We start from the raw sequence: 14413 nt of genomic DNA on the forward strand, positions 1-14413 counted from the left end.
GCTTAGCTGTCCCGGGCAATAACGAAGCGGGCGGCGTCCTTCAAGGTTTCAGCCGAAGGTCCGTACCCATCCAGTGCAGTGCAGGCCTGATCAATCAGCTCCGCAGCACGGACTTTTGCCGCGTCCAGACCCAGCAATGAGACAAACGTGGCCTTGCCGGCCCGAGCATCCTTTTGCAGGCGTTTCCCGGCCTTTTCGGCATCACCTTCAATATCAAGGATGTCATCCGCGATCTGAAAAGCAAGGCCAAGAGCTTGGGCATATTGGCGCAACGGGGCCGGATCGGACTGCGCCAGCCGAGCCCCCGCACAGGCGGACCATTCGATCAGGGCGCCGGTTTTACCGGCCTGCAGACGGGTGATTTCGGCAAGTGTCAGCGGAGCAGCAGCCGACTCTGCCGCAATATCCAACGCCTGCCCCAGCACCATGCCTTGCGCCCCGCTGGCCTTGGCCAGTGTCAGGGCCAGGTCCGCGCGGACCTCGGCATTCCCGACCTCGGGGCGGGTACATAGTTCGAAGGCCAAAGTCTGCAATGCATCCCCGGCCAGAACGGCGGTGCCTTCGTCCCATTTCACATGCAAGGTCGGGCGCCCGCGACGCAGGTCATCGTCATCCATACAGGGCAGATCGTCATGCACCAGCGAGTAGGCGTGCAGCGCTTCGATCCCCGCCGCGGGCCAGATAGAGCGGTGCGCGTCCACGCCAAGCAGACGCGCGCTTTCCAGCACAAGAAACCCGCGCAGCCGCTTGCCGCCTTCGGTGGCATAGGCCATCGCCCGGGTCACATCCAGATCGTCCAGCGCGCTCAGAACCAGATCGAACTGATCCTGAATGCGCGCCGCGTCCTGCGCTAGCCTTTCGCGAAACATTTACTGACCTTCGACAGGGGTCGTCCCGGTCGGCTGACCATTGGCGTCCAGCGTGATCGCGGCCACCTTTTCCTCGGCCCGCTTCAGCTCATCTTCACAGCGCTTCTTCAATGCCGCCCCGCGTTCATACAGCGCAATGGATTGGTCCAGCGCCACGTCACCGCGCTCCAGCTGGCCGACCACGGCCTCCAGCTCTTTCATCGCCTGTTCGAATGTCATTTGATCAACGGGGGTATCGGTCATCGGGCTGCCTTCATCAATTCTTCCACATGGGCGCGTGTGGCCTCGGCCAGTGCGTTCAGATCATACCCGCCTTCCAGAGTCGAGACGATACGTCCCTCACACAGCTCATCAGCAATCCTGCACAGCTCAGCGGTGACCCAGGCGAAATCGCCGGTGGACCAGTTCAGATTGGCCAGCGGGTCGTCCTGATGGGCGTCAAACCCGGCCGAGAGGATGATCAGTTCAGGCCTGAAAGCGCGTAGGCGAGGGAAAGCCAGCGTTTCATAAGCCGCGCGCATCTCGGCCCCACCCGTACCTGGGGCCAGGGGAATGTTCAGAATTGTCTCATACGCGCCGGTCTCGTCCGGGCGCCCCGATCCGGGCCACAAAGGCATCTGCTGGCTGGTGATCACCAGCGCACGTTTTTCATCCCACAGCAAGTCCTGCGTGCCGTTGCCGTGATGCACGTCGAAATCCACAACGGCGACCCGGTTCAACCCGTGATGATCCAGCGCATGCTTCGCCCCCAGAGCGGCATTACCAAACAGGCAGAACCCCATTGCCTTGTCGGTTTCAGCATGATGCCCTGGGGGCCGGATCGCACAAAACGCATTCGGAGCGTCTCCGCCCAGCACCATGTCCACCGCCCGTACCACGGCCCCGGCAGCGCGATAGGCCGCATCCACCGAGCCCGGAGACATGAACGTATCCCCGTCAATCTGGGCGAACCCCTCGTCCGGGCGCGCGGCGCGAATGTCCCGGATGTAGCTTTCCGGATGAACCCGCAACAGATCATCATCTGCCGCCAGAGGCGCCGTCACCCGGTTCAGGTCCAACCCCTCAAGCGAATGCAGGATATGCTCCAGCCGTGCGACTCGCTCTGGGTGCCCATTGGGCGTCACATGACCCAAACAATCCGCATGAGTCAGAAGGGCAGTTTTCATCACGATCCCCTGTTCATTTGCCTAAGATCAGTCCGGCGCCAACATATATCCGGCGCCGCGCACCGTCTGCAGATACCGAGGCTGCTTGGGATCCTGTTCGATCTTGCGACGCAGGCGGGTAATCTGCACATCCACCGCCCGCTCCTGCGCCTGACCCTTGTCACGGCCCAGATCTTCGACCAGCTTGGCGCGGCTGATCGGCTCTCCCGGCTGTGCCGAGAAGATCTTCATCAGTTGGCTCTCGGTGGCGGTCAGCCGCACGGGATCTTCGCCCTGCCACATCTCGCCGCGTTCCACGTCATAGCGGATCGGGCCAAGGTTCAATATCTTGGTCGCGGTGTCCTGCGCCGGTGTTTCCGGCATCCGCCGCAGTATCGCATTAATCCGCAGCAGCAGCTCTTTCGGCTCGAACGGCTTGGCCAGATAGTCGTCCGCCCCGGCCTCAAGCCCGGCGATGCGGTGCTCGGTCTCGCCCCGTGCGGTCAGCAGCAGGATCGGTGTAGTATGGGTTTCGCGCAGCGTCCTGGTCAGGCTCACGCCATCTTCACCGGGCATCATCACATCCAGCACGATCATGTCAAAATCCAGCCCCGACAACACCCGCCGCGCATGGGCTGCGTCGCGGGCGGCGGTCACCAGAAACCCGCTCCGCATCAGGAATTTCTTGAGCAGATCACGAATACGCTCATCGTCGTCGACGATCAGCAGATGGGCATCCAAATCGCTCATGAGGTCGTATCCCGTAGTTTCGTGTAAGCATGACGCATATCAGCATCCATCATCGCTTCAAGCACTTTACGAAATCCCGACACGGCCTCGGGACCTGCATCTTTATACGCCGCGCGCATCCGCACGCGCTGGGCCTCGGACAGTTTGGCCTCAAGCGTTTTGCCCTTTTCGGTCAGAAACAAATGACGCTCGCGCTTGTCCACCGTACCTACGCGACTTTCGACCAGGCCATCCTCGATCAAGGTCCGCAGCACCCGGTTCAGCGATTGCTTGGTGACCCCAAGTATAGCCAGCAGGTTGTTGACCGTTGTCCCCGGCGCCCGGTTGATGAAGTGCACGGCCCGGTGATGCGCACGGCCATAAGCCATCTGCGCCAGAATGCGATCGGGGTCTGCGGTGAAACCGCGATAGGCAAAGAACATCGCCTCGATGCCTTGCCGCAGTTGTTCGTCGGTCAGAAACAAAAGGCTTTCACCGCCAAAGACTTGTGCGGGGCGCGTATCCGACATGGTTTGCCTCATTCGTTACTCCGGACCGACTTTATGTCAGCGTTGTTGACATTCCAAGAGTGGACAGGTATCGAACCGCAGTTTCTGCGCAACTTTATGTCCGCATCGGACTTAATTGGCGCAATAATCGGAAAATTCAACCCGAGGCTGGAGGTTTCGCATGGCGGGGTATGATGATCGTGATGGCACCATCTGGTTGGATGGCAAACTGGTCCCTTGGCGCGACGCCAATGTGCACATCCTGACGCATGCGATGCACTACGCCTCATCCGTGTTCGAGGGTGAGCGTGCCTATAACGGTAAGATCTTTAAAAGCCGCGAGCATTCTGAACGTCTGATTGCCTCGGCCGAGGCGCTGGACATGCCGATGCCCTATTCTGTCGATGAGATCGAAGCGGCCAAGGAAGAGGCGTTGAAAGCCAGCGGTCTGAAGGATGCCTATGTTCGCGCGCTGGTATGGCGCGGCTCGGGTGAGGATATGGGTGTGGCGTCGGCCAGGAACCCGGTGCGGATGGCTGTCGCGGTCTGGCCCTGGGGGGCCTATTACGGCGACGCCAAGATGCAGGGCGCCAAGCTGGACATCGCGGAATGGAAGCGCCCCAGCCCGGAAACCATTCCGGTTCACGCCAAGGCGGCGGGTCTTTATATGATCTGCACCATCTCCAAGCACAAAGCCGAGGCCAAAGGCTGTTCGGACGCATTGTTCATGGATTGGCGCGGCTACGTGGCCGAGGCGACTGGGGCCAACGTGTTTTTCGTCAAGGATGGAGAGGTTCACACGCCGCTGGCCGATTGCTTCCTGAACGGCATCACCCGCCAGACTGTAATCGAGATGCTGAAGGACAAGGGCATCACCGTTCACGAACGCCGTATCAAACCTGAGGAAATGGCTGATTTCGAACAATGCTGGCTGACCGGCACCGCCGCCGAGGTTACCCCGGTCGGCCAGATCGGTGACTATACGTTTGAGGTCGGAGACCTGACCCGCGAGATCGCCGCCGAGTATGAGGCGCTCGTGCGCGCCTGATCCGCGCAAGCCAATGTTTCTTGAACCTCCGCCAAATGCGGGGGTTTTTCTTTGCCTGACGTTCAAACTTTTGTGCAGATCGTTCAGCCGGCTGGACGAACGCACAGCTGAGGATAGGTTAACCTCATGTTAGACCTGCTCAGCGATATCCTCACCCGCTTGTCCCTGCGCGGTACATTCTACTTCCGCACCTCTTTCACGCCGCCATTTGGGATCCAGGTTCCTGCTTTTGAAAATGTGGCCCGATTTCATTTCGTGCAGCGCGGAGAACTGAAGGTTTTCGTCTCTAACACGGGGGAAACACTTCGTCTAAGGCAAGGTGACCTGATCCTGATCCCGCATGGCTCGGCCCATGCGCTGCTGTGCAACGAAGTCAGACCGATGGACGCGTTGCCGCTTGAGCAGGTGTTGGATGACGCCGGGTATCAGGGCGATGGCGTACTGATTTATGGTGGAGAGGACAAAAGCCGAGATACGCAATTGATCTGCGGTCATTTCTCGTTCACCGGTCCGCCGGGGCGGCAGGGCACGGGCCATATGCTGATTGACCGGCTGCCGCCCTACATCCTGATCGAGAACTACGGCGAAGAGGCCGGAGCCTGGATCGAGGCTACACTGCGCATGATCGGGTCCGAGATCAGCGATGCCCGGATCGGTGGCGACCTGATCGCCCTGAAACTGTCCGAGGTGTTGTTCGCCCAGGCCATCCGAGCTCACCTTGAACATCAAAGCCCCAGCGAGTCCGCTTTGGCAGGGTTCGCTGATCCGCGGATATCCCGCGCGCTGACCGCGTTCCATCAGGCCCCGGCTCAGGATTGGAGTGTCGAATCGCTGGCCCGGGAAGCTGGTATGTCGCGCACCGCCTTTGCTCAGCTTTTTGCCGAGAAGATGGGCACCACGCCCATGCAATACTCGACCGACTGGCGGATGCAGATCGCCTGCCACGGCTTGACCGAGAACCGCTGGAATGTGGCCGACGCTGCGGCCGAGGTCGGCTATGCGTCAGAGGCTGCGTTTTCCCGTGTGTTCAAAAAGCAGATCGGCCTGTCCCCCGCAGCGTATCGATCCATGCACTGATCCGACCAAATTCTGAACGATCTGCACGGTTTCACGGACGATCCGGAATTAAGCGTCCGAGTGTTCTTTCCTAGTTTGGGTTCATGCCAAACAAGGAAAGGAAATTTCGATGTCTGTTCGTTTCGTTACCCGCACCATACACGCTTACCTGGATTACCCTGTCGCCCTTGCCCTGATGGGGCTGCCCTTTGTTCTGGGGTTGGGGCAATCCAACCCGATGGCCTTGTGGCTTTCCGTAGTCACCGGTGTCGCGGCCTTTGTGCTGACCGTACTGACCGATCACCATCTCGGCGTCTGGCGGGTGCTGCCCTACAAGTTCCATCTGGCCGTTGATCTGCTGGTCGGTGTCGTGTTCCTGGCTACGCCGAGCCTGTTTGGGTTCTCGGGCCTGGATGCGATATACTACTGGTTGAACGGCGCGGCGGTGGTCGCTGTCATATCGCTCAGCACGCCGGAACAGGGTGTGGTTGCCTGAGCAGGTTTTCCACAGGTGTCACAAAATCATCGTGATACTTTCAAGAATCTGAGCCGCTTGTTTTACAAACAGGCGGCTCACTGCCGCTCACCAATCGCGTGGCCAACAATGGTTACCAGACAGGAGAGCCCCAATGACTCCAATCCTTCGCCCCAACCGCCGTGCCTTTCTGGCAGGCAGCACCGCCTTTGCCGCGTCGCTGTCCATGCCTGCGATCAGCCGTGCATCATCCCGACCCGCGTTCACGCACGGCGTTCAGTCGGGCGATGTCGACATGAGTTCGGGCATGATCTGGACCCGCACGGACCGTCCGGCCCGGGTGATGATGGAGGTGTCGACCACCGAGAGCTTTGCCGACGCCCGCAAGCTGACGCCGATGGACGCCATCCCGAACAACGATCTTGCGGTGAAGCGGCTGGTCGAAGGGCTGGCTTCGGATCAGGATATCTTCTACCGTTTCGTGGCCGCTGATCTGGGCGATATCAACATCGTATCAGAGCCTATTATTGGCCAATTCCGCACTGCACCCTCCAAGCGTCGCAATATCCGCTTTGCGTGGTCGGGTGACACCGCCGGGCAGGGCTGGGGCATCGATGACGACGGGATGCGCACCTATGCGACCATGGCGCAGCATCGACCGGACTTCTTTATCCACTCGGGCGACACGGTCTATGCCGACGGCCCGATGCGGGACCAGGTCGAGAAAGATGGCCAGCTGATCTGGAAGAACACCACCTTGATTGACGAGAAACGCAAGGTGGCTGAAACGCTGGACGAATTCCGCGCCCAGTGGAAGTACAACATGATGGACACGCATGTGCGGGCGATGAATGCCGTCTGCCCAACCTTCTTCCAGTGGGATGACCACGAGGTTGTCAACAACTGGTCGGACGCCAAGGACCTGATCTCGGACGACCGCTATACCGAAAAATCGGTGCATGTCCTGCAATCGCGCGCGGGCCGTGCGTTCCACGAGATGACGCCGCTGCGGATCACGCCAGCCGAGCCGGGGCGCGTGTATCGCAAGATCTCGTACGGGCCGATGATGGACGTGTTCTTTCTGGATTTACGCAGCTATCGCGGGCCAAACGGGCCGTCGATGGAGGGCGAAATCACCGATCAGTCCCGCATTCTGGGGGCCGAGCAACTGGCCTGGCTCAAGCGCGCGCTATCTGCGTCTCCGGCCACGTGGAAGGTGATCGCTTCCGACATGCCGATCGGTCTGATCGTTTGGGACCGGTGGAAGGATCAGAAGGGGTCCGAGGCGATCTCGAACGGGGATAATGGCCCGGCAAAGGGCCGCGAGTTGGAGATTGCTGATCTGCTGCGCTTCATCAAGACCGAAGACATCACCAACACGGTCTGGTTCACGGCGGACGTGCACTATACTGCGGCGCACTATTATGATCCTAACAAGGCGCAATTTCAGGAATTTAACCCGTTCTGGGAGTTCGTCTCCGGCCCGCTGCACGCAGGAACATTCGGCCCGAACGCGCTGGACGGCACTTTCGGGCCGCAGGTGAAATTCGTTAAAGCACCAACCGAAGAGCAAGGCGCCAACCTGCCGCCCAGTGCGGGCCTGCAGTTCTTTGGTCTGGTCGACATTGATGGGGCGACCCAGCAGATGACCGTGCGCCTGATGGATCGCGCCGATACCGAGCTGTGGTCGGTAACACTGGACCCGCAGCGGCAAGGAATCTGAGCGCCCGCCACGTCGCGCCCCAGAGAGTTCTTTGGGGCGCATTTTACCCTTGAAATTCCCGACTAAAATAGTCAGATAGTACATAACGCCAGATGCGCAGGTATCCGGCACAGGGTTTCGAGGCGGTTTGCGGGCTTAGCGCATGAAATGGTGAGAGCCCGCCGCCGCCTCGAAAACGAATGATCAGGGTAAAACATGGGTGATCCGCTGGACGAAATCATGGCACGGCACGAGGCAGCCACCGCTTGTGGTTGCTGCTGCGACGATGATTTTTGTGCCTATGTCGACAAGACCCCAAAATCAGAAAACCAGCTGCCGGAAATCCTGCCGACCAGCGTCACAAGCCGTCGCGGATCGGTTCGGTTTCTCAATGAAACCTCGGCGGGGTAACAGCCCTGGGCCGGGGCTGTTCAATCTCTAAACTTCAGAAATCCACGCCGCGCTGGGCTTTGATGCCGGCTTGGAACGGGTGCTTTTCCTCGGTCATTTCCGTGACCAGATCAGCATAGTCACGCAGCGCTTGCGGGGCATCGCGGCCGGTCAGGAACACGCTGGTCTTGTCGGACCGCTCATTCAGCCCGTCGATCACCTGATCCACCGACAGGTATTCGTAGCGCAAGGCGATGTTGATCTCGTCCAGAACCACCAGATCATACTCACCGCTGGCCATCAGCGCGCGGGCCTTGTCAAAGGCGGCGTTGGCGGCGGCGATATCACGTTCCTTGTCCTGCGTGTCCCAGGTGAAGCCTTCGCCCATCGTGTGCCAGGTCACCAGATCGCGCTCTTCGAAAAAGCGCCGCTCGCCGGTTTTCCACTTGCCCTTGATGAACTGCACCACGGCAACTTTCTGGCCCCAGCCCAACGCCCGGATCACCACGCCAAACGCGGCCGAGGATTTGCCCTTGCCCTTGCCGGTGTTGATCAGAACCAGCCCGCGCTCCGGGTCGACGGCTTCGGACACTTTCTTGCGGTGCTGGGCCTGCACCTTCTGCATCTTTTCCTTGTGATCTTGTGCGTCGCTCATCGGCGGAACCTCTCTTGATTTGCGCCCAACCTAAGCGAAGTTTGCCAAAGGTAAAGATCAGGCCTTTGGGTCCGGGGCCGATTTGTCCTTGCCCCGATCCACGCCCAACTGCCGTTCGCGCAGAATGACCAGCACGTTGCCAGCAATCACCAGCGCCGCACCACCCAGCATGACAAGGGTCGGCAACTCATCGAACCACATATAGCCGATGACAATGGCAAACAGCATGGTCGTGTAATCATATGGCGCCAGCATTGACGCCTGCCCGAAACGATAGGACGAGGTCACAAGGATCTGCGCCACGCCACCGATCAACCCGATACAAGCCAGTATCAGAGCCTGTTCCAACGTCGGCATTGTCCATCCCCAAAAGGCTGTCAGGGATGATAACAGCGTGGCAGTCAGCGAGAAATAAAAGACCACAGCAGCGGGATGGTCGACCTGCACCAGTTGCCGGATGTGGATTTGCACGAACGCCCGTGCGATGGTGGCCGCCAGCACGCAGAGCGCGCCGATGGTGGCCGCGGTGTCCATGTTGTTGCCGCCCAGCCGTGGCCAGATCATGATCAGCACCCCCAGCAGACCGATGGCGACCGCGCCAATGCGGATCATGCGGATCCGTTCGCCCAGCATGACCGCGGCCAGAATCAGCGTGAAGATCGGTGTGGCATAGCCAATCGCCGTGACCTCGGGCAGGGGCAGCAGGCTGAGGCCGGTAAAGGTCAGACCCATGGCACTGGTGCCCAGAACGCCGCGCCAGAAATGCCCCATCGGCTTTTTGACCACCAACCCCTGCACCAGCTCACCCCGATAGACCAGCCAGCCGATGATCACCGGAACCGCAAAGAGCGAACGGAAGAACACCATCTCTCCGGGCGGGAAATCGACCGACAACGCTTTGACCAGCGCCTGCATTGCCGTGAACAGCACCAGCGCGCAAAGTTTCAGCGATACGGCCAGAACCGGTCGATGCGATGTTAAGGGTTTTGCCATCGGCGCGACCCTGCGCTTTTACCTTGCAAAGATCAACGGTCCGAACGGTGGGTCGCCCAGGATTGAGGCAGGGGGCTGCCGATCTCTTCTGCAAATTCCTCAAGGAAACGGATCATACGCTGAACGCGCTTCTTGGCGATCCGCTTTCCCGCGTCTGTCAGCATGTCATCCGGAAGGTTCAACAACTTCACCTTCCAGTGGTCGATCGAATAATGGAGATCTTCAAGAGGACGGTTTGCGGCGAACGGGTCCGCCGCATCGTATAGTGTCCGCCCCAGTGCGCCCGATACGGAAAAGTTTCGTGCCACCCCGATTGCCCCAAGCGCATCCAGCCGATCGGCATCGCGCAGAATGCAGGCCTCGGGCGTTTCCGGGGTGATATTTGCCGAGAAACTATGCGCTTCGATGGCGTGTTGAATCGCGCTGATCTGGGTCTCGTTGTAGCCCAGTTCCCTCAGGATAGGCTCTGAATCTTGTGCCGACTTGCGCGAGGCCAGATGGCGTTCGGGGTCGTCTTTCGGCAGATTGACCAGATCATGCAGATAACTGGCGGCCAGCAACACGGATCGGTCCGTTACCTCATCGGCAATGTTCTGAGCATTCACCCAGACACGGTCCAAATGAGCCAGGTCATGCGCGGGATCGGTCTCCATCCGCTGCGCGACCACTGCACGCAGGCGCGAGCGCAGATCAGCCGATCCGTCCACGGTTCTCTCCGATCTGGCCACGGTGCAGCAGCAGGTGGTCGAGGATCACGCAGGCCATCATCGCCTCGCCCACCGGCACAGCGCGAATGCCGACGCAGGGGTCGTGGCGGCCTTTGGTGATGATCTCGGTTTCCTCGCCGGACTTGGTGATGGTCTTGCGGGTGGTCAGGATCGACGAGGTCGGTTTCACCGCAAACCGCACGACGACGTCCTGCCCTGTTGAGATGCCGCCCAGAATGCCGCCCGCGTGGTTGCTGCTGTATTGCGGGCCATCCTGACCCATGAAAATCTCGTCAGCATTGGCCTCGCCGGTCAGTTCGGCGGCGGCCATGCCTTCGCCGATCTCGACACCTTTGACGGCGTTGATCGACATCATCGCTGCGGCCAGATCAGTGTCTAACTTGGCATAAACCGGTGCGCCCAGCCCGGCGGGAACGCCGCGGGCCACGACCTCGACCACAGCTCCGACCGAGTTGCCGGATTTGCGCAGGTCGTCCAAATACACGGCCCAGTCTTCGGCGGCTTGCGCATCCGGCGTCCAGAACGGGTTCTGTTCGATCTGCGACCAGTCGAAATTGGCACGGTCGATCTTGTGCGGGCCGATCTGGGTCATGTATCCGGTGATCTGCACGTTCGGCGCGATCTGCTTGATCGCCTCACGCGCCAGCCCGCCCGCCGCCACGCGCGATGCGGTCTCACGGGCCGAACTACGCCCACCGCCGCGATAGTCGCGAATCCCGTATTTCTGCCAATAGGTGATATCGGCGTGACCCGGACGGAACTTGTCCATGATATCGCCGTAGTCTTTTGAGCGCTGATCGGTGTTCTCGATCATCAGCTGCACGGGGGTGCCCGTTGTCTGACCTTCGAACACGCCCGACAGGATTTTCACCTGATCGGGCTCGCGCCGTTGGGTGGTGAACTTGTTCTGCCCCGGTTTGCGCTTGTCCAGCCAGTGCTGGATCATCGCCGCGTCAATCGCGACGCCCGGCGGGCAGCCGTCAACTGTGGCACCCAAGGCGGGCCCGTGGCTTTCACCCCAGGTGGTGACGCGGAAGAGGTGTCCAAAGCTGTTCATCGACATGGGGCGTGCTCCTTTGCGCGACGTGATTAGCGGGCAAGGCTCGCGGCCTCAAGCGGATTTGCGGTTGGGGCGGGGTCGCCCCAACCAGGTGTGCCTATGCCGCACGGGTCAGAGTGGCGCGGGTTTTAGTGATATTCAGTGCTGCCTGTGCAGCCTCACGCCCCTTTTCCACGAAATGCGCGCGGTAAATGGCGTTGTGGTGATCGGTTTCCTGATATTGGTGCGGGGTGAGCGAGACCGAGAGGACGGGAACGCCTGTATCCATTCCGGCACGCATCAGGCCGTCGACCACGGCTTGTGCCACGAAATCGTGCCGATAGATGCCCCCATCCACCACAAAAGCGGCACAGGCGACGGCAGCGTATTGGCCGGTTTGTGCCAGATCGCGTGCGATCAGCGGCATTTCGAACGCACCGGGGACGTCGAAAACATCAACCTGTTCGGCAGGGATGAGTTCAAGGAACCCGTCCAGCGCGCGGTCGACGATATCGGAATGCCAGTTGGCTTTGACAAAAGCATAGCGGGTGTGTGTCATCATGATCTCCTTTCGTAACAGACACGTCACCCAAGGCGATCACGAGCAGACGCGCCGCATCACCGGCACGCTGCACGTTCTCTTTCATCCGGACTGTAACCGTCGGCTCTGGCCTCTCACCAGATCTGCTTGTCACCCCGGCACCGGGGCCGCTCGCGGGCTTACGGGTCGTGGCCCGCATACCGCCGGTGGGGGATTCCACCCCGCCCTGAGAACGAGGTGGAATTTGGCAAGACGCGTTCACTTCTGCAAGAGGGTTCGCGTCCGGGCAATTGACGGGTTTTGTTTCCATGGTCGTCCTGTAAGGTCGCTGCAACCAAGGAGAGCGCGAATGAAACTTTATCACAGTCCAACCTCGCCCTATGTCCGCAAGGTGATGGTTTTGCTGCACGAAACCGGCCAGCTTGAGGATGTCGAGGTGATGACCATTGCCACCACCCCGCTGACTCCGGCCGATGAGTTGCAGGGTAAAGTGCCGCTGCAGCGCATTCCCGCGCTGGAGCGCCCCGATGGCCCGACACTGTTCGACAGTCGGGTGATCTGTGCCTTTTTGGACACGCGCGCCAAGGTGGGGATGTATCCTGACGGGACCGGGCGCTGGGATGTGCTGACGCTGGAAGCGATGGCTGACGGCATTCTGGATTCGGCTGTGGGGATGGCCTACGAAGCGCGCTTGCGTCCCGAGGACAAGCAGTGGGATACGTGGTTGGATGCGCAATGGGGTAAGATCGAACGGGCCTGTGCCGCGCTGAACCAACGCTGGATGGCGCATCTGTCAGGCCCGCTGGATATGGGGCAGGTGGCCGTGGCTTGCGCGCTGGGCTATCTGGATTTGCGCCACGATGCCCGGAATTGGCGCAAAGGCAATGATGCGCTTAGCGAATGGTTTGCCGCCTTCAACGAACGGCCCAGCATGGTAGCGACCCGCCCGGAAGGTTGAGCCCGGTTTCAGCTGCGCTGGCCATGACAGGAAGGGCCAGCGCATGGTCGATCAGGGCGCGCTGAACGTGGCAAGATAGGCGGCGATGTCGTCGGCGCCTTTTTTCAGTTTCACACTCATGTTCGGGCGCGCGGTCTCGTCATCCAGATATTCCTGAATGAACCCGATCGGGTCCTGCGAATAGGCAGAGATAGTTTCTTCAGTCCAGACCAGACCCTCTTCGCCGGCGCGGATCATATCATCGGTGAACATTCCGACAGGCAGGCGCTCGCTGCCATAGCGGTAGTCATTTTCGGCTCCGGCGACGCGGCCGACCACACCGTAGAGATTCGGTCCGGTGATGCCGCCTTTGACCAGAACCTCACCATCTTTGATGATCGCATGGCAGGAAGAGCAGCGGTTATAGAGTTTTTCGCCCTTGGACGGATCACCAGCCGCCAAGGCTTGTGACGTAAGGGCAATCATAAGGGTCAACACTGTTGGAATGAGTTTTTGCATTGAAGGCGTCCTGCTGAGGTTGGGAATTAATCGGGCCTTCCTAGATTCCCGTTAAAAGTGCAATCGAAATCAAACCAGCGTAAGGCTCTATAAAATATCTATTTTCAACTCAGTTTTTTCCCGGTCACGAATTTCCCGAAAGTGGAAAATTGCATGGCGAAAATAGGTCAGAATCTTGCAAGTCATGCGGCTTGTGACGGGAGGATAGCTGATCCTGATGGTCTGTTCCTGTCGGGATGTACCTGAACCGAATCACATAGACAGAAAATTCTCATTATTGGCGGATTCCCCCGCTTAAGCCTGCCTAGAACTTGAAAATTCACCCCTTCGTTGTGACATGAATGCCCAGATGCGGCGTAGTGCGCGCCTATGACCGCTGGACGAACCGATTTCTCCCGGCTAGATAGCCGCGATGAGACGCCGCTTTGATGCGGTGTTGATGCATGTTTGCCCGCAACCGCGGGCGCCGGAATCGGAGAAAACCTCGTGTCCCACGCAGAAGACAACGAAGGCACCCGCAGAGATTTCCTCTACTACGTCGCTGGCGGCGCAGGTGTCGTTGCGACGGGTGCAGCCGTATGGCCCCTGATCAACCAAATGAACCCATCGGCAGACGTTCAGGCGCTGTCCTCGATTCGCCAGGATGTCAGCGGTGTCGAGCCGGGCACGCAGCTGACTGTGAAATGGCTGGGCAAGCCTGTATTCATCCGTCACCGTACCGGCGCTGAGATTCAAGAGGCTCAGGAGCAGGACGCTGAAGGCGTAGACGCACTGCCTGATCCGTTGGCGCGCAACTTCAACCTGCCCGCCGATGCCCCTGCAACCGATGCCAACCGCGTGATGCCGTCGCCAGAAGGCGAAGCGCCCGGCGCATGGATTGTTCAGATGGGCGTTTGCACGCACCTGGGCTGTGTACCTCTGGGCGATGCTGGTGATTTCGGTGGCTGGTTCTGCCCCTGCCACGGTTCGCACTATGACCTTGCCGGTCGTATCCGCAAAGGCCCCGCGCCTGAAAACCTGCCCGTTCCGCCCGTTGAATGGGTGGACGCGACAACCATCAAGCTCGGCTAAGGGAGAC

The 14413-nt window shown here is 59.9% G+C and carries 18 protein-coding genes and 1 riboswitch; of the genes, 7 read left to right on the forward strand and 11 right to left on the reverse strand.

Features of this window, described 5'->3' with window-relative positions:
* Positions 1–2 precede the first annotated feature (2 nt).
* From ACR0IM_RS11400 to ACR0IM_RS11420, 5 genes are read right to left on the reverse strand one after another with little or no spacing between them, the layout of a single operon-like run.
* Positions 3–869 (reverse strand): polyprenyl synthetase family protein, encoded by an 867-nt coding sequence (locus ACR0IM_RS11400; protein WP_480681979.1) that lies wholly within the window; start codon positions 867–869, stop codon positions 3–5.
* Positions 870–1112 carry an exodeoxyribonuclease VII small subunit gene (locus ACR0IM_RS11405; RefSeq protein WP_058272726.1) on the reverse strand — a complete coding sequence of 81 codons (243 nt, stop codon included), beginning with the start codon at positions 1110–1112 and terminating at the stop codon, positions 870–872.
* Positions 1109–2035: a histone deacetylase family protein gene (locus ACR0IM_RS11410; RefSeq protein WP_480592177.1), complete on the reverse strand. Its 927-nt coding sequence runs from the start codon at positions 2033–2035 to the stop codon at positions 1109–1111. Before ACR0IM_RS11410 ends, ACR0IM_RS11405 begins: the two co-directional genes overlap by 4 nt.
* A gap of 27 nt (positions 2036–2062) precedes the next feature.
* Positions 2063–2764, reverse strand: a complete 702-nt coding sequence (locus tag ACR0IM_RS11415; RefSeq protein ID WP_480592179.1) for a response regulator — start codon at positions 2762–2764, stop codon at positions 2063–2065.
* The gene (locus ACR0IM_RS11420) at positions 2761–3273 is read right to left on the reverse strand and encodes a MarR family winged helix-turn-helix transcriptional regulator (protein WP_420585637.1); all 513 of its coding nucleotides are present in this window, start codon (positions 3271–3273) and stop codon (positions 2761–2763) included. Before ACR0IM_RS11420 ends, ACR0IM_RS11415 begins: the two co-directional genes overlap by 4 nt.
* A gap of 160 nt (positions 3274–3433) precedes the next feature.
* Here ACR0IM_RS11420 and ACR0IM_RS11425 point away from each other — a divergent pair, with 160 nt between their 5' ends.
* The 5 genes from ACR0IM_RS11425 (at position 3434) to ACR0IM_RS11445 (ending at position 7944) form a co-directional block, all read left to right on the forward strand.
* Positions 3434–4300, forward strand: a complete 867-nt coding sequence (locus ACR0IM_RS11425) for a branched-chain amino acid aminotransferase (protein ID WP_480681980.1) — start codon at positions 3434–3436, stop codon at positions 4298–4300.
* A gap of 126 nt (positions 4301–4426) precedes the next feature.
* Positions 4427–5377: an AraC family transcriptional regulator gene (locus tag ACR0IM_RS11430; RefSeq protein WP_480681981.1), complete on the forward strand. Its 951-nt coding sequence runs from the start codon at positions 4427–4429 to the stop codon at positions 5375–5377.
* A gap of 109 nt (positions 5378–5486) precedes the next feature.
* Entirely contained in the window at positions 5487–5852 is a 366-nt protein-coding gene (locus ACR0IM_RS11435; protein ID WP_480681983.1) for an SPW repeat domain-containing protein, read from the forward strand.
* A 133-nt stretch (positions 5853–5985) separates the two neighbouring features.
* On the forward strand, positions 5986–7554 hold the full coding sequence (locus ACR0IM_RS11440; protein WP_480681984.1) for an alkaline phosphatase D family protein: 1569 nt from the start codon (positions 5986–5988) through the stop codon (positions 7552–7554).
* A 195-nt stretch (positions 7555–7749) separates the two neighbouring features.
* Positions 7750–7944, forward strand: a complete 195-nt coding sequence (locus ACR0IM_RS11445) for a hypothetical protein (RefSeq protein WP_480592189.1) — start codon at positions 7750–7752, stop codon at positions 7942–7944.
* A gap of 34 nt (positions 7945–7978) precedes the next feature.
* Here the strand turns inward: ACR0IM_RS11445 and cobO are convergent, their stop codons facing one another.
* From cobO to ACR0IM_RS11470, 5 genes are all read right to left on the reverse strand, one after another.
* Entirely contained in the window at positions 7979–8578 is a 600-nt protein-coding gene (cobO, locus tag ACR0IM_RS11450; protein WP_170672728.1) for a cob(I)yrinic acid a,c-diamide adenosyltransferase, read from the reverse strand.
* Positions 8579–8635: 57 nt separating this feature from the next.
* Positions 8636–9571: a DMT family transporter gene (locus tag ACR0IM_RS11455; RefSeq protein ID WP_480681985.1), complete on the reverse strand. Its 936-nt coding sequence runs from the start codon at positions 9569–9571 to the stop codon at positions 8636–8638.
* 32 nt (positions 9572–9603) lie between these two features.
* A complete protein-coding gene (locus ACR0IM_RS11460) occupies positions 9604–10278 on the reverse strand; it encodes an HD domain-containing protein (protein ID WP_480592193.1) in 675 nt (224 codons plus the stop codon).
* On the reverse strand, positions 10262–11362 hold the full coding sequence (gene aroC, locus ACR0IM_RS11465; RefSeq protein ID WP_480592195.1) for a chorismate synthase: 1101 nt from the start codon (positions 11360–11362) through the stop codon (positions 10262–10264). The genes ACR0IM_RS11460 and aroC overlap by 17 nt, the downstream gene beginning before the upstream one ends.
* A 94-nt stretch (positions 11363–11456) precedes the next feature.
* Positions 11457–11897, reverse strand: a complete 441-nt coding sequence (locus ACR0IM_RS11470; protein WP_480592197.1) for a 6,7-dimethyl-8-ribityllumazine synthase — start codon at positions 11895–11897, stop codon at positions 11457–11459.
* Positions 11898–11969: 72 nt separating this feature from the next.
* A riboswitch (FMN riboswitch) is annotated at positions 11970–12117 on the reverse strand.
* Positions 12118–12228: 111 nt separating this feature from the next.
* Here ACR0IM_RS11470 and ACR0IM_RS11475 point away from each other — a divergent pair.
* On the forward strand, positions 12229–12837 hold the full coding sequence (locus ACR0IM_RS11475) for a glutathione S-transferase (protein ID WP_480681987.1): 609 nt from the start codon (positions 12229–12231) through the stop codon (positions 12835–12837).
* A 51-nt stretch (positions 12838–12888) separates the two neighbouring features.
* On the opposite strand, the gene ACR0IM_RS11480 is transcribed toward ACR0IM_RS11475, so the two are convergent.
* Positions 12889–13335 carry a c-type cytochrome gene (locus ACR0IM_RS11480; protein ID WP_480681989.1) on the reverse strand — a complete coding sequence of 149 codons (447 nt, stop codon included), beginning with the start codon at positions 13333–13335 and terminating at the stop codon, positions 12889–12891.
* A 486-nt stretch (positions 13336–13821) separates the two neighbouring features.
* On the opposite strand from ACR0IM_RS11480, the gene petA reads away from it, so the two are divergent.
* Complete coding sequence (gene petA, locus ACR0IM_RS11485) at positions 13822–14406, forward strand: ubiquinol-cytochrome c reductase iron-sulfur subunit (protein ID WP_170405069.1); 585 nt, start codon at positions 13822–13824, stop codon at positions 14404–14406.
* Positions 14407–14413 lie beyond the last annotated feature (7 nt).

The sequence above is a fragment of the Ruegeria sp. BF6 genome (assembly GCF_056538665.1).